Here is a 20,691-nt window from a genome sequence, read left to right as displayed (position 1 = left end):
GAAGGGAGTTTTCTCATGAGCCTCATGGCCCGTTTCACCACGCTGCTCTCTGCCAAGGCCAACAAGATCCTCGACGCCGCGGATGACCCCGACGCCGATATGGACCTGTCCTATCAGAAAATGATGACCAGCCTGCAGGAGACCAAGGCCCATCTCGCGGATGTCATTGCCGAGCAGGTCACGCTGGAGCATCAGATGGCCGATCATCAGGCGGCGATCGACCGGCATGATTCGGACGCGCATATCGCGATGAAGGCCGGCCGCGAAGACCTCGCCCGGATGGCCCTTGCGGACAAGGAAGCCGAAATCCACAAGCTCGCCCCGATCCAGGCCTCCTGCGAGCACGTGAAGCAACAGGCCGAGAAGCTCAAGCAATACGAGCACAAGCTCGAACAGAAGATCGAGGAGTTCCGCACCGAAAAGGAATCGCTCAAGGCCGAGCATCACGCTGCCGAAGCGGAGCTCAAGGTCGATCAGCAGCTTGCCGGAATCGGCAAGGGGCTCGGTGGTGTCGAGGACACCATCCAGCGCGCCCGCGACAAGACCCACGCGATGTCCGCCAAGGCCGAGGCGATGGAGCGGATGATGAATGACGGCACGATCCATGATCCGCTCGACCATCGCAGCCAGAGCGAACACGAGATCGAAAAACTCCACGATACCTCGGAAATCGACGATCAACTGGCCAAGCTGCGCGCCGAGATGGGCCAGAGCGCGCCAGCCGCCGCGCCTTCTGCCGCCGACCCCGCGAAGCCATGAGTGCCGCCCGGTCATGAGCGATGATGCGATCAACAATTTCGACCTGCATGCCGCTTTCATGCGCCGTGCTGCAGCGGACCAGCCTGCCTTCATCGAGGCGCTGGCGATCCGGCTCGAGCAGGCGCTGCCCGGCCTCGTGCATGTCGAGCGGAAAAAGGACGGGCTGTTCAGCAAGACCGCCCATGTCCACACCATCAGCATCGACACCGGTGCGGCCCGCTACGTGCTCGAACAGGAGCACGGGACCCTGACCGCGACCTGCGCGCATGGCACGGGCGGCGTGATTCTCAAGCGCGAAACCCTGACCATTGCGCAGTTTCTAACCGCGGTGAACGAGGCTCTCGGCCGGCTTTCCGCCGATGCCGAAGGGGCCCATCAGGTCCTGCACGATTTTCTGATGTCATAAGGAACCCCCGCCATGTCGTTCAAGGATCTGATCAAGGGCGTGGTGGGGGCCGTTGCCGCCGGCACCACGCCGACCGACCCCGCCGAAATCGCGCGGCAGGACGCCCGCAGCGCCGCCTGGCAGTCCGCGTTGCACCATAACGCGGTGCCGGAATTCGTCTCCCACCGTCTGCGCCAGACTTCGGTTGGGCTGTTGCCCTGGGTTTCGACCGCCTCGCCCGGCGACCTGCTGACGCTGCGGACCCACGGCATCCGCACGCTCGGCATGGTCGCCGGCAATTGCTGGTATCATTTCGGCTATTCCTGGACCGAGGGCCACCGCGACGGCTGGCGCACCGCGATCGCGCGGATGCAGCACGAGGCGGTGCTGATGGGGGCCCATGCCATCGTGGAGGTTCGCCTCGCCACCCGCCAGTCCACCGAAGCCGATGATCGTAACTCGATGGACTACAGCGCCACCGGCACGGCAATCGCCATTGCCGGCATGGCGGCCGAGCAGACGCCGATGGTCGCCACGGTGTCACAGATCGAATTTGCCCGGTTGATCGAGGCCGGTATCCTGCCGATCGGACTTGCGGTCGGCGCGCATTATGAATGGATGAGCGACCCGTATGGCTGGGCCGATGCGCGGCAGAGCTATTTCAACCAGGAACTCGAAGTTCTCGCCTCATTCCAGAAGCGGGTCAGGCGTTCCGCCCTCGATGCCATGCGCAGCCATGCCCGCACCCAGCACGGCACCGGGGTGCTCGGCCGGGTCCAGTTCACCGAAATGTTCCGCGAGGCGGGCGATCGGGAGGAGCCGACCCAGTATTTGTGCCGCCACATCGCCTTCGGGACCGTGATCCAGCACAAGAAATCGAACCGCGAAAGCATCCGACCGCGCGCCGTGCTGATGACCCGCAAATCAAGGACGAAATCGCTCGAAGCCACGGAGACCATCATCTGATCTGGCATCTGATCTGGTTGTCCAGCCGCGCGCCGATTGCGGCGGCGAGCCCCTCGACATGGGGCTTGCGCAGCATCGTGATGTGGGTGCCCTCGACCATGACGACATCCAGCCGTCCGGCCAATCGCCGCCAGAGTCGCGCCGGATCGCAGCCATGGCGGTCGCCGAGGCGCGATTTGAACAGGGTTACCGGCGCATCGATCGGGGCTGGATCGTGCCGTTCGAACGCGATGATCGAGGCATTACGCACCGCCTGAAGGCGGGGGTCGAGCCCATCGACGTAATAGACCGAGCGGGTGAAATCGGCGTCCCCGGCTTTGGCTTTGAACCGCCGTCCGATATGCTGGGCCATGGCCCGGCCTCGCCCGGCCAGATGTCGCAATGCTGGCCTTGGCCGCATGCCGCGCAGCTCGCCCATGCGTCGCAGGGTTCGCAGTCCTGCCACGCGCAGCCACTCGGTACGCGGCCAGTAGGTTTCGTAGCAGGTCGTGTCGATCAGCCCGAGCAGACCGATCCGGTCGCCCAGCAGCCGCGCCATTTCCACACAGACCAGCCCGCCGAACGAATACCCGATCAGATGCACCGGGCCGGCGGGCAGTGCGCTGCTGTGCTGGTCGCGGATAGCCGCGATGTGATGCGCCGCCATGGCGCCAATATCCGCCAACGGGGTCGTCTCCCCGTCCAATCCCGGGAGTTGCAGCGCCCAGATCGGGCCGGGAAAAGGGATCGCCTGGGCGAGATCGCATAATTCGAGGACCAGCCCGGTTCCCGCGGCAATGACATAAAGGGCTTCGCTGCCCACCCCGTCCCGCAGCAGGATCGGCGCGGATGGCGGCGGCCAGTCGTTTCGCGCGATCGCGACGGCCAGCCGCTCGATTGTTCCCAACCGCATCAACGCCGTCGCCGGGACACGCACCCCGATGGCGTCCTGAACCCCATCGAGAAACCGCGTTACGCGACCGATGCCGACCGACATGCGCATCACATGGGCATCAGGCGCATGCCCTTTGGGTCCGAAGGCCCGTCGCCAGATCGGTGTCAGCACGGGGACCAGATCAGCCGTTGTCCAGGGAGGTGCGGTTTTCGCGAGCAACGCCGCCGCCATATCCGGTTCCAATCGCATCAAATCATAACCTGCAATAAATCGCTACAATATGATACATTGATATCACCGTCCTGCGAGCATGCCAATGAAAAAGACCGCCGGGCAAGTAGATGATCAATTTATAGAACATACTATTAAAAAGAACTTGAGGAACGCTCGGAGCGGGCGAGTTTTCCGGCTCACGCGCTGGTTGGCCGTCGGCGCTCCAGGCCGTCTCACGCGACCGGCGTCGGTCGCAAGTGACCTGCCCTTGCCGATGATCACGGTTCGGCGCATAAGTCGGGCTCCGAGACGGCTGAAGGCGGTCCTGGGAAATCCAAACACTCCATCGTTTTTCGAAGTCACAGCATTCCTTTGCATAAAGTTCCCCTGTCATAATCACCGATTTTGCGCCCGGACCAATGGTCCGCCGTTCCGATCATCCTGAATCGCTGAGCGCAGGGGTCCCGATCCTTCATGAGGTAGACCTTTGTTGAATAATCCAGACGAACAAGAATTGTCCGACGCTGAAACCGAAGCCCGCGTTCGCCGGTCGCTCGGCCTGTCGGTCACTCCGACCACCAACCATCAGTCTGGCGCGAGCCAGGCGCAGCCTCACACCGGTCAGAATGCCAATCCGTCCGGACATCACGGTCATGGGGGTCACAACCAGAGCCAGGCGGGGCAGTCCCATTACGGTCAGGCCGGTGGCATGCCGCGGCGCCGGTTCGTGCGCGATGGCGAGGTGCCGGTGGTTGTTCTGCATCCCAAATCCGAGGCCGACTCCCGCCATGCCGCGACGATCGCTGACCTGACCCGCCAGCGTGACAGTGAACGTGCCGCCCGCCTGCGCGCCGAACAATCGCTGCACGAAGCGCTGGCGACGATCCAGACACTGCAGACCCGCCTCGCCCATGCTGACATCGCCCGTGAGGAGCGCCGGGATCATGATGGCCGAGATCATGATGGCGATGCTCTGGGCGTCGGCTTCGAATCGCCTGCTGCCGGGTCGATCACGACCGAGCCGGCGGCTGTCGAACCCCCGGCGCTCAACGTGGGCGTTCCGGTTGAGGTCGACCAGACAATTGAGGTCGAACAAGCCAGTTCTGAGCCGACGCAGCCGGTTGAACCCCGCGCCAGCCGCCGCCGGCGAACCAGGCGCGTCGAGCCGGTCGAGCACGCGGAGTCCGAGCCCGTGAAATGGTGGCGCGATCCGGATGACGACAAAGCCTGAGCCGGCACCTCCGGTCGCGGTGCCCCCCGGCTCGAAAGTTCATATGACGCCGGAGGGCTTTCGCCGCATCGAAGCTGAATACGCAACCTTGCGAGCGGATCGCCATGGTGTCGTGGCTATCGTCTCCTGGGCCGCCAGCAATGGCGACCGCAGCGAAAATGCCGATTACAAGGAAGGCAAGCGCCGTCTTCGCGAGATCGACCGCCGGCTCGGGTTCCTTGCCGCGCGGATTGCGAATGCTGAAATCGTCGATCCTGCCATGCAGACACAGCGAGACCGTGTCTTTTTTGGTGCCCGTGTCACCTATGCGACGGAGGATGACCGCGAATTCACCATCCGGATCGTCGGCGTTGACGAAGCCAACCTCAGCGAAGGAACGGTCAGTATTGCCGCGCCGATTGCCCGCGCGCTGCTGCGCGCCCGCGTGGGCGATGAAGTTACCGTGGCGGCTCCGGGCGGCCCCGAACGTATCGAAATCCTGGCCATCAGCTATCCCGACCCGACAGCATCGCGCTGTCGCTAGAGTCGTTTCCGATCGAAAGGCAGGCGTATCCCTGGTCGTTCGCCTCTCGCAGCGTCGTCTGCACGCAAACTTCCGTCGTCACACGACCGACCGCGAGTGTCGTTATCCCATCGGCATCGAGAGGTACTCGCTACAAAACCTGAATCGGCCGTCTTCTGCCGACCGTGCCTAACCCCGGCCCGCATAAGGCATGGACGTCGCCATCACGGTGAGGAACATTGCGTTCGCATCCGCAGGCAGGCCGGCCATGTACACGATGGTCCGCCCGACGACCTCGACATCCATGGTCGGTTCGGCGCGGATGCTGCCATCGGCCTGCGGGACGCCGGTGGTCATCCGCCGGGTCATCGGGGTTGCGGCGTTGCCGATGTCGATCTGCCCGCACGCGATATTATGAACCCGCCCATCCAACGCGATGGTCTTGGTCAGGCCGGTTATCGCGTGCTTGGTTGCGGTATAGGGCGCCGAACCGGGTCGCGGTGTGTGAGCCGAGATCGACCCGTTGTTGATGATCCGGCCGCCCTGCGGGGTCTGATCGCGCATCATCCGGTAGGCGGCATTGGCGCATAGAAAGGCGCCGTTCAGATTGACGTCGATCACATGGGTCCACTGCTCGAAGGTGAGGTCGCCGAAATTCGTGCTCGGGGTGTTGTTCCCGGCGTTGTTGAACAGCAGATCGAGGCGTCCGCAAACCTCGCTCACGCGCGCGAACAACGCCGCCACCGAGGCGGGATCGGCGACATCGGCGGTAACCGCGAGCGCCCGATCGACGGCCGCCGACAACCCGATCGTCTCATCCAGCGCTTCGCGCCGCCGGCCGGTCAGCACCACGAACCATCCTTCGGCCAGGAGCGCCAGGGCCGCTGCTCGACCGACCCCGCTGCCGGCTCCGGTGACTACCGCTGTCCGCATCGCCAAGACCCTCCCCATTCTCAGGCTGCGACCAGATTGCCGCCGAGTTCATCCTCGATATGGACCCGGATGATCTCATCGAAACTCGACTCCGCGACGAAGCCCAGCGCCCGGGCCCGCGTGGCTGCGAAATTCGCCGGCCATCCCGCCACGATCCGCGCAATCGTCTCGTCGGGCTCGCGCCGGATCAGACCGACGGCCCGATCTCCGGCCACGCGCCGCAGCGCCGCGATCTGCTCGCCGACCGTTGCGGAAAGTCCCGGCAGGCTGAGCGTCCGCCGCCATCCCAGCGGTGTCAGATCCATCGTCGCCGCCCGGATCATGAACCTTACCGCCGCGCGCGGGCTGGCGTGCCAGTGCCGGACATCCTCCGACACCGGCAACACCGCCTGCCGCCCCACCAGCGGTTCACGCAGGATATTGGAGAAAAACCCCGAAGCCGCCGCATTCGGAGTGCCCGGACGGATACAGATGGTCGGCAGGCGGATTGCGATTCCGTCGATGAAGCCGCGCCGCGAATAATCGCTCAGCAGCAGTTCGCCGATCGCCTTCTGGGTGCCGTAGCTCGTCAGCGGGGTGGTGAAGAACTCATCGCCGATCACCTCCGGAAATGGTGCACCGAACACCGCGATCGAGGATGAAAACACCAGCCGGGGGCGATATCCCGAGTCCAGATGCGCCGCCCTGATCGCTTCCAGCAGCAACCGGGTTCCATCGAGATTGATCCGATACCCGGTCTCGAAATCCCGCTCGGCCTCGCCCGAAACGATCGCTGCCAGATGGACGATCACGTCGGGCCGCCCGGCGACACATCGCGCTGCCGCCGCCGGTACCGAAAGATCGAGGGTTTCGACCGTTACCGTTCCGGCAAACGCTGCAGGTGCAATCGCGGGCACCGCATCGACCAATGTGAGAGCATTGACTGGCCGTCCCTCGATCCCGCCATCTGCCGCGACCCGTGCGGCCAGCTTGCGCCCGAGCATTCCCGCGGCGCCGATGATCAGCATATGCATTCCGGTTTCCTCCGCTTATTCTGGCGCACCTTATATTTAAAAATTGACCAGACGCCAATCGCGTCGCCTCACTTCGGCAGGGGAATCTTCTTGGCTCGATCCGCCGCGCGCCAGAGATACCAGGCAGCCGTGCTCCGGTAGGGCGCATAGGCCTCGCCGATTACGGCGAATGCCCGGGGTTTCGGCTGGATCGGCAAGCCATGGATCAGCCGATATCCCTCGCGCACGCCGAAATCATCCACCGGAAACACATCCGGCCGCCCCAGCGTGAAAATCAGCAGCATCTCTACCGTCCACCGCCCGATCCCGCGCAAGGCGGACAGCCGTTCGATCAATACGGCATCGCTCATCCGCGCCGCCGCCCGGCGGGATGGCACCGTGCCATCGAGCGTCCGCAACGCCACATCCCGCAGTGCCAGAATCTTCGACCCGGAAAATCCACACCCGCGCAACGTCTCATCGGATAGCGACAATAGAGTGTCGGGTGCGGGAACCGTCGCGCCGCACACGCCCCCCAGACGCCCCAGAATCGCTTCCGCCGCCCGCGCATGGAGTTGCTGATGCGCCACCGCCGAAATCAGCGCCGCATAAGGCTCGCGCGTGCGATCCGGCACCAGAGTGCATCGTCCGACCTCCCTGATCAGGGCACCCAGTACCGGATCGACGGTGGTCAGGTGCGCGCGGGCGAGACGGGTCATGGGCGTTGATGGCGGGGGATGGCGAGGAAGAGTAAGATAGGGAAGGGCTTCTTTTTTGTAAAAAAGAAGCAAAAAACTTTTTTGATCTGGATCAGGAGTGATTGTTGGGGCGTCGGTTTAACTAATAAGAGTTTTTTTGCTTCTTTTTTTACAAAAAAAGAAGTCCTTTCCTTCCCGTTTCTTGATCCACTCATCATCGCACCCAACTTCGCCCGATCCGCTGCCGCCACGCCGCCAATCGCCGACCGAGCCGGCTGCGTTCGCCGTTACGCGCGGCAAGATGAAGCCGTTCGCGGATCGGCCGGGTCCGTTCGAGCACCCAATCCCGCGTGCGGATCACTGTGTCGTGCGCGGTACGGAACCAGGCGACCGAGAGAAGATTGGCTTCACACGCCTGATAGATCCACAAGGCAAGCAGGATGGCGAAGCCCTTGATGAACACGGCCACGATCGTCGCGGCGAACCAGTGGCCCTTGACGAACAGCACCGTTGCCCACAACCCGCTGAGGTGATCGATCGCCTCGGGTATCAGGAATAGAAACACCACGATGATCGGCGGCAGCGTCTGTAAAAAGCGTCGCAACCGCGCCACTAGGGTCAGCCGGGAAATCAGGTTGAGAAGCGCTTTCGCTCCATCCCAGATCACCCGGTCGAGAACTTCGAGCACGAGCGCCACCGGCAGGAGCAGCGCATTCTCCGCCATCCGCCGCCAGCGCCGGGCTGCGCTGGGTTTGTTGATGGCTGAAGGCGGAAGGTCGCTCATCGCCCATTCGTATCACGCCCCTGCGGGGGCGGATAGAACGACGCGGGAACGCTTCAGGGGTGATGATCGTTGGGATCGTTCGGTCGGCCCGGCGGGTGCGGCTGTGGATGAGGTTGGGGACGGGCCGGGGGGTGAAACTGCTGAGGTTGCGGGCGCGGGTGGAATTGGTGCGGCTGTGGTCGCGCTTGAGGGTGAAATTGCGGGGGCTGTGGATGGAACTGCTCCGGCTGCGGGCGCGACGGAGGATGGAACTGCTGTGGCTGAACCCGAGGCTGAGGATGAAATTGCGGGCGGCCCTGCGGACGAGGCGGTGGCGACATTGGACGCCCGGCTTGGGGACTCCCGGCTTGGGGTGGCATCGTCGGGCGTCGCACGGTGTGCGGTCCGGCTTCAGGGGGCCTGGCTTCCGGCGAGCGGAACTGGGGGGCATGAAGCTGCGGGCGTTGCTGCGGTCCCGGATGAAAGGGCGGAGTGTACGGCCTCTGTTGCGGCAGTTTATGCTGATCCGGTCCCTGATGCGGGCCGGGCGGTCGCGGCATGTTCGGCACACTCGGCATGTTCGGCATGCGGGGATGTTCCGTGATCGCGGGGGTCATCGGGCGTCCAGCCGCTACGGGATGTGTTTGAAACTCCGGTCGTCCGTTGGGAGAAGGTGCGCCGTGAGGCATCACATGCATCGGCGGGCGCATCGTGGCGTGATCGATCGGGCCCGGATGCCCGACCGGCAGGCCGCGCGCGGCGGCGAAGGGAGCCGGGCGAGGGGCTGGAGCCGCAACCCGATGCACCAGCCGACCTGGCGCCTCGGGCAAGCGGCCGAAGCCATGCGGGTCGAAATGGCCGCCGTGCTGCGCGATCGGTCCGGGCCCTGGTGGATGTGCGCCGCCCGGTCCGGGCAGCCGCCCCGGCTGGAAAGCGGCCGGTGGCACCGGGCGAGCATCGGCCAGCCATGTGCGGGGCGCGGGCCGCCCAAACCGCCCCACCGGATCGCCCCGGCGCATCGCCGCAGCCGGAATAACGGTCGCGCCATGCCAATTGATCAATCGGGCCGGTCCGTAACGATCGATAATTGCCCTATCATGGATATCGGCAAATCTTCCCGGATCCCGTACGTTGTAATAATTGATCTGCCGAACATAACGCGGCGGGCAGTGATACCACGGCAGATACGGCTCGTCGGGCGCCAGCGGCACCCATCCGATCGATCCCGCCGCGAACGCCGCCGCCGTCACCCCGACGCCGATCGAAACCCCGGACCCGACATCGAAAAAACTCACCAGCGCCGGGGCATAGACCGGCTGGTAGGTTGGCGGCTCCTGATAGGCGACAGGGGTCCAGCCCCAGCGCCCGTCTTCGTGGATCCAACGCCCGTAGTGGAACGGGGCGAATCCCCACGGGTCGTTGTCCACCCACGTCCAGCCCCAGGGGGCGACATAGGCCCAATGGCCGTCGCGGTACGGCACCCAGCTCGCGGCGACGCGCGGATACCAAACCGCGCCATACTGTGGCGTCTCGGACCAGGTCCCGTATTGTGCGAGCTGGTAGCCTCCGGTCATCTGGCTCACCGCCTGCGGCACATAGGACGGCGGTGGCGCATAGCGCACCGCCAGCAGGCGGGTGACGAACGGATCGCGCTGTTCCGGCCCCAGAGTTGCCGTTACCGGATCGGCTCCTTCCAGTGTCGCCGTCTGCCCGGTGGCGATATCGAGCGACACGTCCCGCCCTTGCAATTGGGCGGCGCCGGCGATCACGGTTACCGTGGTCGGGCTTGACTGATCGCCGGCGAGAATATCGTAGCGCCCGTTCTGGGAAATGGTCACGGTGCCGCGCGCCGTGGTGATGGCGTAGCTCTGCCCCGGTGCCAGATCGCGCACATCCAGATAGATTTCTCCCTGAGACAGCGCGCCCTGCACCACCTGCGAGCCGATGGAGGTTATCTGAAACTCGGTCGCCTGGTTGAGGCTGATCCGGCTCCAATCGATCGCGATCGCCGCCTCGCCACCGGGCTGGGTGTATAGGGCGTCGCCCCCGGTCACGGGATAATTGAGCACAGCCGTGGTCCAGTCGCTCGCGCCTGATGTATCGAACGATACCCCGCCCCTTAGCTGCGCGATCTGCCCGACCCGCTCCGGCGGCGCTGTTGGACTTTCCTGTGCCGATGCGGCGCCGGTCCCGGCGAGGATCGTCGCCACGGCGGTAGTCAAGGCCAGCGCGAAACGAAATGATGTGCGCATCAGCGTATCTCCCGATCTATCGAGCTTGTTTCTGGCGCCCGGCTGGGGCGTAATGTGGCCTGCATCGCGGCAGCATGAAGGCGAAGCGTTGCGCCATGTTACAATTTAGGCGGCAAATCGCCTCATCCCTGCCACAAGAGAGTCCCTATATCATTCATGATGTTCAAGCGAGGTGATAAGATGAAACCGATACTGCGCAAGGGACTGGTTCTGATCGCGGCCGGCGCGGCCGCCATTGGGCTCTCCGGCTGTGTCTACTATCCGAGCACGTATGGCTATGGATACGGGGGCGGCTACAATGCCTACTCCGCCTCCGCCTATCCGGCACCCGCCTATGTCGCACCCGCGCCGGTCGTGACCGGCAGCCTGTTTTTCGGCGGTGGCTGGGGTGGTGGCTGGGGCAGGGGTTGGGGCGGTGACCACGACGGTTGGGGTGGCGGCTGGGGTCACGGTGGTGGCTGGGGCGGACGACACTGAGCCGCCTGCGGATTGATTTGTTCGGGATCCGGAGAAAGAACGGGAATGGCCGACTGCCGGACCATTCCCGTCGCAGGTCTCCTTTGGCTCAGTTCCGGCGGACCGGGCAGGTACTCAGGCCGAGCAGGCGATAGGCCGGGCAATACCCGACGAAGCCGGTGAGCAGCGGCACGATGCCGATGTATCCCCAAATCCCGATCGTGTGGGTTGCAGCAGCGATGATGAGCGCGAGGCCAAGGGCGACCCGCAAACTCCGATCGATCAAGCCAGCATTTCGTGTCATGGCGCGTCGTATCCGTTCCTGGAAAATGAAGTCGGTCAATGATGTGACCGGACTCGATGCTAGACGGTGCCCGAGCGCCCGTCAGTGACTGCGCTCACCGACCAGCGCGAAAATTTTCATCCGATCGAGCAGGCGGATATGACCACGCCGCATGCTGATGAGGCCATCGGCCGCGAAACCCGACAGCAGGCGGCTCACCACCTCGCGAGCCGATCCGAGTTCCTGCGCCAGTCCCTCATGCGTCATGGCGATATCGTCATCATCGGTCGCATGGCGGAGCAGGCTGGCGAGCACCCGCTTGCCCAGCGGCTCGAACGTCACGGCGCTGACCAGCGCCATCACTTCGTTCAGACGATTGGCGAAGTTGTAATAAAGACCCATCTGCAGCGGCTCGTTACGCGACAATTCCCGACGCAGGACATTGACCGGGACAATGAGAATTGCAGATTTCACCATCGTTGTCGCGGTTGCACCATAGGGTGAATTCCCAAGCATCGCCGCGAGGCTGAGAATGCACGGCTCGTCGACCGATAATCGGTAGAGCTGGATTTCCTGCCCCGGCGCGCCATGATGCACCACCGCTACCTGCCCGCGCCGCACCACGGGAAAATTGAGGCACGGTGTGCCGGGACCGAACAGCTCTGCCCCTGCGGGAAACTCGACCTGACGACCCAGAGCCGCGAGGTCGGCGATGACCTGCGGAGCGAGGCGCGCGCCGGGTGGGCGCGTGGATGATTCTGGTTCCATACGGCGCTCTAAGCGTCAACCATCGCGATGGTCCCGGCCAACCGGCAGCAATGGTCAGTTTCAGGCGACACGATCCCTACTGATGTCCCCGCAGGAGCGCCAGAATTCCATCCAGCTGTTCGAGATTCTGATAGGACATACTGACCACGCCGCCTTTCCCGTCGAACGAAATCCGTACTTTCAACCCCAGCAGCTCGCATAACTCCCGCTCCAGCATCTTCGTTGCGGTACTCGACGGATCGGCAGGTTCGACCGGCTTGGCCTTGGGGGTCAGCGCCGCTGCGACCATCGCTTCGGTCTGGCGAACCGTCAATCGGTTGGCGATCACCGCCCGCGCCGCCGCCTGCGGGTCGGGGTGCTGCAACAACGCGCGCGCATGGCCGATGGTCAGATCGCCCGAGCGCAATACGGTCTGCACCGATTCGGGCAGATTGAGCAGCCGGAGCATGTTGGTGATGTGAGGCCGGGATTTCGCCACTGCGGCGGCGAGGTCTTCCTGGATCATCCCGAATTCCGCAAGCAGTCGTTGATATCCCTGCGCTTCTTCGATCGGGTCGAGATCCTGCCGCTGCAGGTTCTCGACCAGCCCGGCCGCCATGGCATCGGCATCCGACAGATCCCGCAGCAGCACGGGAACTTCGTGCAACCCGGCCCGCTGCGCGGCCCGCCAGCGGCGCTCACCTGCAATGATCTGGTACTGACCGGTCTTTTCAGGATGCGCCCGCACCAGCAGAGGTTGGAGCACGCCGCGCGATTTGAGCGACGCGGCCAGCTCCTCCAAGGCGTCTTCATCCATCCCCTGGCGCGGCTGGAACGGCCCGGGATGCAGCGAGGCGATCGCCAGATCGCGCACCCCTTCCGCCGGCGTGAGGGTGCGGTCCATGCCTTCGCCACCCATCAGTGCGGCAAGGCCTTTGCCCAGGCGGCGCGGTTGCTCCCTCAAACTCATACTCGCACTCCCTGCCGCTGCCGCCGGAGAAACTCCACCGCGAGCGAGACATAGGCCTGCGCGCCGGGGGAGCGATAATCGTAGAGTAACACCGGCTTGCCGTGGCTCGGCGATTCGGTGACCCGGACATTGCGCGGGATTGCGGTGTCGAACACATCGCTTTTGAAATAGGCGCGAACGTCGTCGGCCACCGCCTGTCCAAGATTGTTTCGTCGATCCAACATCGTCAGCACCACCCCTTCGAGAGCGAGGCGCGGGTTGAGCGTGCGCCGCACCAGATTGATCGTCCGCATCAACTGACTGATGCCTTCGAGCGCAAAAAACTCGCATTGCAGCGGAATCAGTACCGACGATGCGGCAACCAGCGCATTCAACGTCAGCAGACCGAGTCCGGGTGGACAATCGATGAAAATATACCCGAACTGTCCCTCCAGCCCGGTCTCGGCCAAGGCTCGCTCGACCATCCGCTCCCTGTGGTCGACTCCAGCAAATTCCAGATCCGCCCCGATCAGATCCTCGGTTGCAGGAATCATTAAAAGGCCAGGCACCTCGGTCGGCAATACCAGCGAGGCCGCCGGCGCCTCACCGGTCAGGAGCGCATAACTGCCGATCCCCCGCTCATCGGCGGCGAGGCCAAAGCCGGTGCTTGCATTGCCCTGCGGGTCCATATCGATCAGCAGCACGCGCTCTCCGGTCGCGGCCAAAGCGGTGGCGAGATTGATCGCCGTGGTCGTCTTGCCGACGCCGCCCTTTTGATTAGCGATCGCGATGATCTTAGGCGGCACGCTGCAACTCGCTGATCCGGAGGATAAATGACCCGGGCGCGGTGCGGCTGGGAAACTGCTCGACCCTCATGCGCCATTGGGCTGCAGCCTCCGCCAATTCCGCGCCAACCGACTGTCCCTTGAGGAAAAGACAGACCCCGTCGGGCGAAAGGAAATTGACGGCGTAGGCGAGCAGTTTCGGCAACGGTGCCAATGCCCTCGCGGTTACCAACGGTACCGGTGCCATCTTGACCTGCTCGATCCGCTCTGCCCGCACGGTCGCCCGCAAGCCCAAGGTCGCCACCATCGTTTGCAGAAACGCGGCCTTGCGCCGATCGGATTCGATCATCGTGACCTCGATATCCCGGCGCTCGATCGCCACGACCAGCCCGGGCAATCCGGCGCCAGACCCAAGATCGACCGCCCGATCGACACCGTCAGGTATCAACGGCAGAATCTGCAATGAATCGGCGATATGACGCTCCCAGATCGCCTCATCGGTGGCGTCGCTCCGGGCGATCAGATTGATCCGCCCGGTCCAACTCCTGATCGCCGCCGAATAGGTCCGAAATGCGTCCTTTGTTTCACGTGAAACATTGCTCGCATCGCCGATTTTTTCCTCGATCCGGGTCATGCCGCCATCGCGGTTGTTTTCCGGAGAGCCATGAAAATGGCGCCCATCGCGGCGGGGGTCATCCCCTCCAACCGCCCCGCGACGCCCAGCGTTTCCGGCCGCACGACGTTGAGCCGGCTGAGTAGCTCTGCCGACAGTCCTCCGACCATGCGGTAATCGAAATCCGCCGGAATCCGGACCGCGTCGTCCTTCGCCCGCGCCCGGATCTCGCCATCCTGACGAGACAGGTAGCCAGCGTATAACAGGTCGGCTGCCCGAATAACCGCCGCTCGTCCGCCGGGTGCAACCCCCGCGAGTTCCGCCGTCAATGCCGCGAACGCCGCGGCCCGAAACGGCCCGACGCATCCCCATGCGATCCCCTTGCCGGTCAACCGGATATCGGCGTTGTCAGCGCGCAGCCGCAGGCGATGCTCGGCGCGCGAGGTGAACATTCGATACGGCTCGGTGACACCCCGGGTCACCAGATCATCGATCAGGACCCCGAGATAGGCCTCATCCCGCGCGATCGATACCGGAGCGCACCCGGACGACCGGCGCGCGGCATTTAGTCCCGCGACCAAACCCTGCGCCCCGGCCTCCTCATAGCCGGTCGTGCCGTTAATCTGTCCGGCGAGATAAAGCCCAGGGATCGCCCGCAATGCCAGATCATGGCCGAGCGCGCGGGGATCGACATAGTCGTACTCCACCGCATAGCCCGGCTTCAGCAGGATCGCCCGGCTCAGTCCCGGCATGGTGCGGATGAAATCGCGCTGCACGTCCTCGGGCAGGCTGGTCGAAATGCCGTTCGGGTAGATCGTTTCATCGTCCAACCCCTCCGGCTCAAGGAAAACCTGATGGCGCGGCTTATCGGCGAACCGGACCACCTTGTCCTCGATTGAGGGGCAATAGCGCGGTCCGACGCCCTCGATCCGGCCGCCATACACTGCCGAGCGATGCAGGTTGGCGACGATGATCTCGTGCGTCGCTGCATTCGTCTCGCTCACCCGGCACGAAATCTGCCGGTTGGCGATGCGCGTAGTCAGCAGGCTGAACGGCACCGGGTCAGCCTCGCCACGATCCTCCGGGAGAGCGTCCCAGTCGATCGAGGCTTTTGCAATCCGCGCCGGTGTGCCGGTCTTGAGCCGACCGAGCGGTAGCCCGAGTGCGCGCAGACGGATCGCCAAGGCGTTCGACGGTTCATCCCCCGCGCGACCTCCGGCTTCGGTCCGCTCACCGAAATGCAGCACGCCGCGCAGAAACGTGCCGGTCGTCAACACGGCAGCGCGGCAGCCGATCCGTGTACCATCAGCGGTGATCACCCCGGCGACCGCGCCCGCCGCATCGATGTCGAAATCCGCCGCTTCACCTTCCGCCAGGGTCAGATTGTACTGAGCGCGCAGCAAATCCTGCACAGTGCGGCGATACAGGCCCCGGTCAGCCTGGGCTCGCGGCCCCCATACCGCCGGTCCCTTGCTGCGGTTGAGCATCTTGAAGTGAATGCACGCCGCATCCGCCGCCCGTCCCATAATGCCGTCCAACGCGTCGATCTCGCGGACGAGATGACCTTTGCCGATGCCCCCGATCGCCGGGTTGCACGACATTTCGCCAATCCGTTCGAGCCGCTGGGTCAACAGCAGCGTTCGTGCGCCGGTCCGCGCCGATGCCGCCGCTGCCTCGCAACCGGCATGTCCGCCGCCGATCACGACGACATCGAAATCTGAACTGCTCATCCTCATGGCGGCCCCTATAGCATCATTTGCCGATGCAGAAGCTGGAAAACACCTGATCCAGCACATCCTCGACCCCGATGACGCCGGTCAGTCGCGCCAGCGCATTGGCTGCCTCCTGAAAATCCGCCGCGCGCAACTCGGGTTCGGCAACACCGATCGCGCGTTCCAGCGCCGCCGCCATGTCGCGCAGGCAGGCGATCTGCCGGGGGCGAGGCAGGGACGGACCTGCACCACGCGCGACCAGCGCCGCTACTTCTCCCGTCACGGCCGCAATCAGGGCAGGGAGCCCGGCACCCGTGCGTGCGCTGACCGGCAGGCTGCCGGCGGGGATGGCACCGCCGAGGTCGGCCTTGGTCGCCACATGCAGAACGCACCGGTTGTCCGGCACCGAAGGCGCAGCAAAATCGGGGGATGCAGCGCAGAGCAGGACAATATCCGCACGCGACGCCGCCGCCTCGGCGCGCCTCACGCCCTCGGCTTCGATCTCATCGCGCGCCAGCCGCACGCCTGCGGTATCGACCAGCCGGACCGGCACCCCGCCGAGGTCGAGCCGCACGCCGATCACATCGCGCGTCGTACCCGCGATCTCGGACACGATGGCAACATCCTCACCGGCCAGCGCATTGACCAGCGTGGATTTGCCCGCATTCGGCGCGCCAAGCACCACGATCTCGATCCCCTCGCGAATCCGCTCCGCCGCCCGCCCGCCCGCAATCGCGTTTGTGATATCGTGATGCAGGCATGCCACGTCCCGCAGCATGGCGCGTTCGACTTCCGGCGGCAGATCCTCATCGGCAAAGTCGATCAGCGCGGCCTGACGGGCCATCAGCCCGATCAACTCGTTGCGCCAGGCCGCGATCGATGCGCTCATCGCCCCGTCGGCCTGATCGAGCGCAAGGCGGCGCTGTGATTCGGTTTCCGCCGCGATCAGGTCGGCAATGCCCTCCGCCTGCAACAGGTCGAGCTTGCCGTTGCCGAACGCCCGTCGCGAGAACTCCCCCGGCTCCGCAGGGCGCGCGCCCAGTGCGATCAGCGCCTTGGTCAAAGCCGCCGCGACAGCCCGCCCGCCATGGAGGTGGCACTCCGCATAATCCTCGCCGGTCACGCTCGCAGGGCCGGGAAACCAGAGGACCAGCCCGTGATCGATGGTGGTTCCCGACCCATCGCGCAGGCGGCGCAGACTGGCCCGGCGCGGAGCGGGCATTCCGCCTGTCAGGGTGCACATGATCCGGGCAATATCCGACCCGCTCATCCGGAACACCGCGATCGCGCCGCCGATTCCGGTGGCATTGGCAAAGATCGCCGCGGTCATTTGGCCGGAGCGACCTCGGCGGGCAGCATCAACTCGGGAACCGGTTGTCCGTCGCGGATATCCTCGATCAAGACCCGATCGACCGCCGCCGTATCAGCAATCCGGTACCACGTCCCCCGTGGGTAGATTACCATCGTGGGTCCATGTTCGCATCGATCGAGGCAACCCGCCGCATTGATCCTCACGCCGGTCAGGCCGAGTTCCTTGGCGCGCGCCTTCATGTAATCGCGGAGCTTTTCCGATCCCTTCTCGCCACATGACCCGCGGGGATGGCCCGGAGGACGGTGATTGCCGCAGATGAAGACATGATGCGTGAAATAGGGCGGTGGTTCGGGCTGATCGGTCATGTTGCTCTCGCACTTTTACTGGCGGCTGCTATCTAACGGGGGAACCCGGCACCAGGAACCCCTTTTCCCCATGACCAGCAATACGCTCGCCACCGCGACCTCGCCCTATCTGCTTCAGCACGCCGACAATCCGGTGCATTGGCATATCTGGCGTCCCGAGACGCTGGAAATGGCCCGGCTGGCCGACAAGCCGATCCTGCTTTCGATCGGGTATGCCGCGTGTCACTGGTGTCATGTCATGGCGCATGAGAGTTTCGAGGATGCGGAAACCGCCGCACTGATGAACGCGCGTTATGTCAGTATCAAGATCGATCGCGAAGAGCGCCCGGACCTCGACAGTATCTACATGAGCACCCTCCAGGCGATGGGCGAGCAGGGCGGCTGGCCGCTCACCATGATCCTGACGCCCGATGGCGCTCCAATTTTCGGCGGCACGTATTTTCCCCCGGAGCCGCGCTGGGGCCGACCGTCATTCCGGCAGGTGCTGACCGGGGTGGCCGAAGCGTGGGCGAACGAACGGGAGAAGCTGCTGGTGAGCGGCGCGACACTGATGCGCCGGGTGATGGCCCATTCCGAACCGGGAGCTCCGGGTCAGTTGGTCCCGGGCGATCTCGACACGGTCGCCGAGCGCTTCATCGGAATGGTCGATTGGGACGATGGTGGCCTGCGCGGCGCACCGAAATTTCCCAATCCGCCGATCTTCCGTTTCCTGTGGGGCGAATACGCGCGGACCGGGCGGCACGAGGCAGGAGCGGCGGTTGCGCTGATGTTGGCGCGGATGGCGCAGGGCGGCATTTACGATCATCTGGGGGGCGGATTCGCGAGGTATTCGACCGATGCCGCCTGGCTCGTGCCGCATTTCGAAAAGATGCTCTACGACAACGCCCAGATCCTGGAATTGCTGGCCTTCGCCCACGCGGCGGAACCCGACCTGCTCCTGGAAGCCCGGGCGGCTGAGACCGTTGGCTGGCTGGTTCGCGATATGAGGGCGAAGCATGATCCGGCACCCGACGGAAATATGGCGTTCGCCGCATCGGAAGATGCGGATTCCGAAGGCGTTGAAGGGAAGTTCTATGTCTGGACCCGCGACGAAATCATGGCGGTGCTGGGCGATGATTTCGGCCGGTTCGAGGCCCATTACCCCTGTCCGGCGGCAGGAAACTGGGAAGAGCGGATCATCCTGACCCGCGCAACCCACCCCGAGCGCGAGGATGAGGAGCGTGATCTGGCCGCTTTGCGCGCCCGTCTGTTCGAAGTCCGGGCGCAGCGGGTGCGGCCCGGCTGGGATGACAAGATCCTGGCCGATTGGAACGGGCTGACGATCGCCGCTCTGGTGCGGGCAAGCGCTGTCTTCGAGCGGCCCGACTGGCTGGATCTCGCGATCGCGGCGTTCGAGGCGGTCACCGCCCTGCTCGGACGACCCGATGGCCGGTTCGATCATGCCTACCGGCGCGGCGCCGTTTCGGCGGCAGGTCTGCTGGATGATCAGGCCGCGATGCTGCGGGCGATGATCGCGTTGTACGAAGCGACTGGCATCCAGACCTATCTGGATCGGAGCGAGCGACTTGCCGCATCGACCGCGGTGCATTTCGGTGACGGGACCGGCGGCCTCTATGCCGCTGCCGATGATGCGAGAGATCTACCCGGCGGAATGCGACCCCGCGCGGCAATGGACAACGCGGTGCCGGCGGCAGCCGGGTTGATGGCCGAAATCTATGCGCGTCTGTATCATCTGACCGGAACGCCGAAATATCGTGATGCGGCGCAGCGTCTCATAAACGCTCATGCGGGGGAGCGACGCAATCTACCCGCCTATCCCACATTCCTCGGCGCGGCCGCGTTGCTCGACGGAGCGACCAGCGTGGTCATCACCGGCGATCCGCTCGACCCCCGGTTCGCCGCCCTGCATCGCGCGGCGCTGGGCGGGTTCGATCCAGCGGTGGTGGTGCTGCCGGTCGGGATGAGTGCCGCGCTGCCGGAGGCCCATCCGGCGTATGGCAAAGGCGGGGATGCACCCGCTGCCTTCGTATGCCGCGACAATGTTTGCGGGCTTCCGGTGAGCGAACCGGCAGCGTTGCGGGAGGCCATGATCCGCGCGCCGGTCGATTGAGGCGGGCGAAGTGTCTCCGCCGCGCTCACGCGGGTCTGGTCGCGAGCTGTCGGGTTCGGCAGGCCCGGAATGTCGCGAAGGCTGCCGGTGCCGGGCGTGATCAGAACCGGTGTACCCAACGGGACCGAGCGGTACAGCGCAATGACCGCGCGCGGTGCCATCTGTACACATCCGTACGAGGCGGGGTGACCGAGCATGCCGATATTCGCCGTGCCGTGAATATAGATATGGCGCGTGTAGGTATCGACCGAACCCCCTTCATTCCAGCCCGGTTGCAGACCTTCGAGCCAGAGAACGCGGGCCAGAATGAGCTTGCTCGCGGCGGGATCGTCCGTCGCATATACCGGACGGGCGGTTGCCCCTGTCGCCGCCTGGTAGCGGAGCACCGCGTCGGGGCGCAGTCCGGTGCCGATTTTCCGTGCAATGCGAAAGGCCCCGATCGGCGTGCGGTAGGAATTCATCCGCTCCCCGAGCCCGCGCAGAGAGGTCGAGATCGTCCAAGCCTCGGCACGATGGCCGTTGCGGAACAGATAGAGCCGCTGCCGCGCGACATCGACCGCGATGAAATCCGGATCAGCGCCGGTGTGGAAGCGGGCGCGAATGATCCGCCAATCGGCACGAAACGCCTGATCGCGTCGGAGGATGGCGATCTTGCGGGTAAGGGCGGCCGGCAGATGCGGGTATACAGGCATGGCGGGCGGAATGTGCGGCGCGGCAGGGCGGATCGGAAGGGGCGCGTCACCAAATCTGCGTGAACGGCGGCAGGTTTCCGCGCGCGCAGTTCCGGTTTA

At 64.6% G+C, this 20,691-nt stretch carries 21 protein-coding genes and 1 pseudogene; 7 read left to right on the top strand and 15 right to left on the bottom strand.

Going from position 1 to position 20,691, the window contains the following annotated elements; genetic code table 11:
• Positions 1–15: 15 nt before the first annotated feature.
• The 3 genes from SIL87_RS19320 to SIL87_RS19310 are packed head-to-tail and all read left to right on the top strand — an operon-like array spanning position 16 to position 2,110.
• Positions 16–759: a PspA/IM30 family protein gene (locus SIL87_RS19320; RefSeq protein ID WP_319615784.1), complete on the top strand. Its 744-nt coding sequence runs from the start codon at positions 16–18 to the stop codon at positions 757–759.
• 13 nt (positions 760–772) lie between these two features.
• The gene (locus tag SIL87_RS19315; protein WP_319615783.1) at positions 773–1,165 is read left to right on the top strand and encodes a hypothetical protein; all 393 of its coding nucleotides are present in this window, start codon (positions 773–775) and stop codon (positions 1,163–1,165) included.
• 12 nt (positions 1,166–1,177) lie between these two features.
• Positions 1,178–2,110 (top strand): heavy metal-binding domain-containing protein, encoded by a 933-nt coding sequence (locus SIL87_RS19310; RefSeq protein ID WP_319615782.1) that lies wholly within the window; start codon positions 1,178–1,180, stop codon positions 2,108–2,110.
• Here the strand turns inward: SIL87_RS19310 and SIL87_RS19305 are convergent.
• Positions 2,103–3,233 carry a thioesterase domain-containing protein gene (locus SIL87_RS19305; RefSeq protein WP_319615781.1) on the bottom strand — a complete coding sequence of 377 codons (1,131 nt, stop codon included), beginning with the start codon at positions 3,231–3,233 and terminating at the stop codon, positions 2,103–2,105. The two genes, SIL87_RS19310 and SIL87_RS19305, sit on opposite strands and share 8 nt — an antisense overlap.
• Before the next feature lie 478 nt (positions 3,234–3,711).
• Here SIL87_RS19305 and SIL87_RS19300 point away from each other — a divergent pair, with 478 nt between their 5' ends.
• Complete coding sequence (locus tag SIL87_RS19300; RefSeq protein WP_319615780.1) at positions 3,712–4,428, top strand: hypothetical protein; 717 nt, start codon at positions 3,712–3,714, stop codon at positions 4,426–4,428.
• A gap of 43 nt (positions 4,429–4,471) precedes the next feature.
• Positions 4,472–4,951: a GreA/GreB family elongation factor gene (locus tag SIL87_RS19295; protein WP_319615779.1), complete on the top strand. Its 480-nt coding sequence runs from the start codon at positions 4,472–4,474 to the stop codon at positions 4,949–4,951.
• A gap of 168 nt (positions 4,952–5,119) precedes the next feature.
• Here SIL87_RS19295 and SIL87_RS19290 read toward each other — a convergent pair whose 3' ends face one another.
• The 5 genes from SIL87_RS19290 to SIL87_RS19270 all read right to left on the bottom strand — a co-directional run bounded on the left by SIL87_RS19290 (position 5,120) and on the right by SIL87_RS19270 (position 10,568).
• Positions 5,120–5,863 carry an SDR family oxidoreductase gene (locus tag SIL87_RS19290; RefSeq protein WP_405055251.1) on the bottom strand — a complete coding sequence of 248 codons (744 nt, stop codon included), beginning with the start codon at positions 5,861–5,863 and terminating at the stop codon, positions 5,120–5,122.
• Positions 5,864–5,883: 20 nt separating this feature from the next.
• Positions 5,884–6,876, bottom strand: coding sequence for a D-erythronate dehydrogenase (gene denD / locus SIL87_RS19285; protein WP_319615777.1), 993 nt, complete (start codon positions 6,874–6,876; stop codon positions 5,884–5,886).
• A 68-nt stretch (positions 6,877–6,944) separates the two neighbouring features.
• Entirely contained in the window at positions 6,945–7,574 is a 630-nt protein-coding gene (locus SIL87_RS19280) for a DNA-3-methyladenine glycosylase family protein (protein ID WP_319615776.1), read from the bottom strand.
• A gap of 193 nt (positions 7,575–7,767) precedes the next feature.
• On the bottom strand, positions 7,768–8,337 hold the full coding sequence (locus tag SIL87_RS19275) for a hypothetical protein (protein ID WP_319615774.1): 570 nt from the start codon (positions 8,335–8,337) through the stop codon (positions 7,768–7,770).
• Between the two features lie 53 nt (positions 8,338–8,390).
• Positions 8,391–10,568, bottom strand: a complete 2,178-nt coding sequence (locus SIL87_RS19270) for a DUF6600 domain-containing protein (RefSeq protein ID WP_319615773.1) — start codon at positions 10,566–10,568, stop codon at positions 8,391–8,393.
• Between the two features lie 180 nt (positions 10,569–10,748).
• On the opposite strand from SIL87_RS19270, the gene SIL87_RS19265 reads away from it, so the two are divergent.
• On the top strand, positions 10,749–11,045 hold the full coding sequence (locus SIL87_RS19265; RefSeq protein WP_319615772.1) for a hypothetical protein: 297 nt from the start codon (positions 10,749–10,751) through the stop codon (positions 11,043–11,045).
• Between the two features lie 88 nt (positions 11,046–11,133).
• Here the strand turns inward: SIL87_RS19265 and SIL87_RS19260 are convergent, their stop codons facing one another.
• The 8 genes from SIL87_RS19260 to SIL87_RS19225 all read right to left on the bottom strand — a co-directional run bounded on the left by SIL87_RS19260 (position 11,134) and on the right by SIL87_RS19225 (position 17,790).
• Entirely contained in the window at positions 11,134–11,328 is a 195-nt protein-coding gene (locus SIL87_RS19260; RefSeq protein ID WP_319615771.1) for a YgaP family membrane protein, read from the bottom strand.
• A gap of 81 nt (positions 11,329–11,409) precedes the next feature.
• Complete coding sequence (locus SIL87_RS19255; RefSeq protein ID WP_319615770.1) at positions 11,410–12,075, bottom strand: Crp/Fnr family transcriptional regulator; 666 nt, start codon at positions 12,073–12,075, stop codon at positions 11,410–11,412.
• Positions 12,076–12,151: 76 nt separating this feature from the next.
• Positions 12,152–13,024, bottom strand: coding sequence for a ParB/RepB/Spo0J family partition protein (locus tag SIL87_RS19250; RefSeq protein ID WP_319615769.1), 873 nt, complete (start codon positions 13,022–13,024; stop codon positions 12,152–12,154).
• Complete coding sequence (locus SIL87_RS19245) at positions 13,021–13,809, bottom strand: ParA family protein (RefSeq protein ID WP_319615768.1); 789 nt, start codon at positions 13,807–13,809, stop codon at positions 13,021–13,023. Before SIL87_RS19245 ends, SIL87_RS19250 begins: the two co-directional genes overlap by 4 nt.
• Positions 13,799–14,422: a 16S rRNA (guanine(527)-N(7))-methyltransferase RsmG gene (gene rsmG / locus SIL87_RS19240; protein ID WP_319615767.1), complete on the bottom strand. Its 624-nt coding sequence runs from the start codon at positions 14,420–14,422 to the stop codon at positions 13,799–13,801. The genes SIL87_RS19245 and rsmG overlap by 11 nt, the downstream gene beginning before the upstream one ends.
• Positions 14,419–16,131, bottom strand: coding sequence for a tRNA uridine-5-carboxymethylaminomethyl(34) synthesis enzyme MnmG (gene mnmG, locus SIL87_RS19235; protein ID WP_319615766.1), 1,713 nt, complete (start codon positions 16,129–16,131; stop codon positions 14,419–14,421). The genes rsmG and mnmG overlap by 4 nt, the downstream gene beginning before the upstream one ends.
• A 22-nt stretch (positions 16,132–16,153) precedes the next feature.
• On the bottom strand, positions 16,154–17,443 hold the full coding sequence (gene mnmE / locus SIL87_RS19230) for a tRNA uridine-5-carboxymethylaminomethyl(34) synthesis GTPase MnmE (RefSeq protein ID WP_319615765.1): 1,290 nt from the start codon (positions 17,441–17,443) through the stop codon (positions 16,154–16,156).
• Positions 17,440–17,790, bottom strand: a complete 351-nt coding sequence (locus SIL87_RS19225) for a (2Fe-2S) ferredoxin domain-containing protein (protein ID WP_319615764.1) — start codon at positions 17,788–17,790, stop codon at positions 17,440–17,442. The genes mnmE and SIL87_RS19225 overlap by 4 nt, the downstream gene beginning before the upstream one ends.
• A 70-nt stretch (positions 17,791–17,860) precedes the next feature.
• Between SIL87_RS19225 and SIL87_RS19220 the strand changes: the two genes are divergently transcribed.
• Complete coding sequence (locus SIL87_RS19220) at positions 17,861–19,900, top strand: thioredoxin domain-containing protein (protein WP_319615763.1); 2,040 nt, start codon at positions 17,861–17,863, stop codon at positions 19,898–19,900.
• A 158-nt stretch (positions 19,901–20,058) separates the two neighbouring features.
• Here SIL87_RS19220 and SIL87_RS20190 read toward each other — a convergent pair.
• Positions 20,059–20,592 (bottom strand): annotated as a pseudogene (locus SIL87_RS20190) (L,D-transpeptidase); the annotation flags it as partial.
• Between the last annotated feature and the right edge of the window lie 99 nt (positions 20,593–20,691).

This window comes from Acidiphilium acidophilum, assembly GCF_033842475.1.
Taxonomy (GTDB): Bacteria; Pseudomonadota; Alphaproteobacteria; order Acetobacterales; family Acetobacteraceae; genus Acidiphilium; species Acidiphilium acidophilum.
This window is presented reverse-complemented; position numbering and strand designations above follow the sequence as displayed.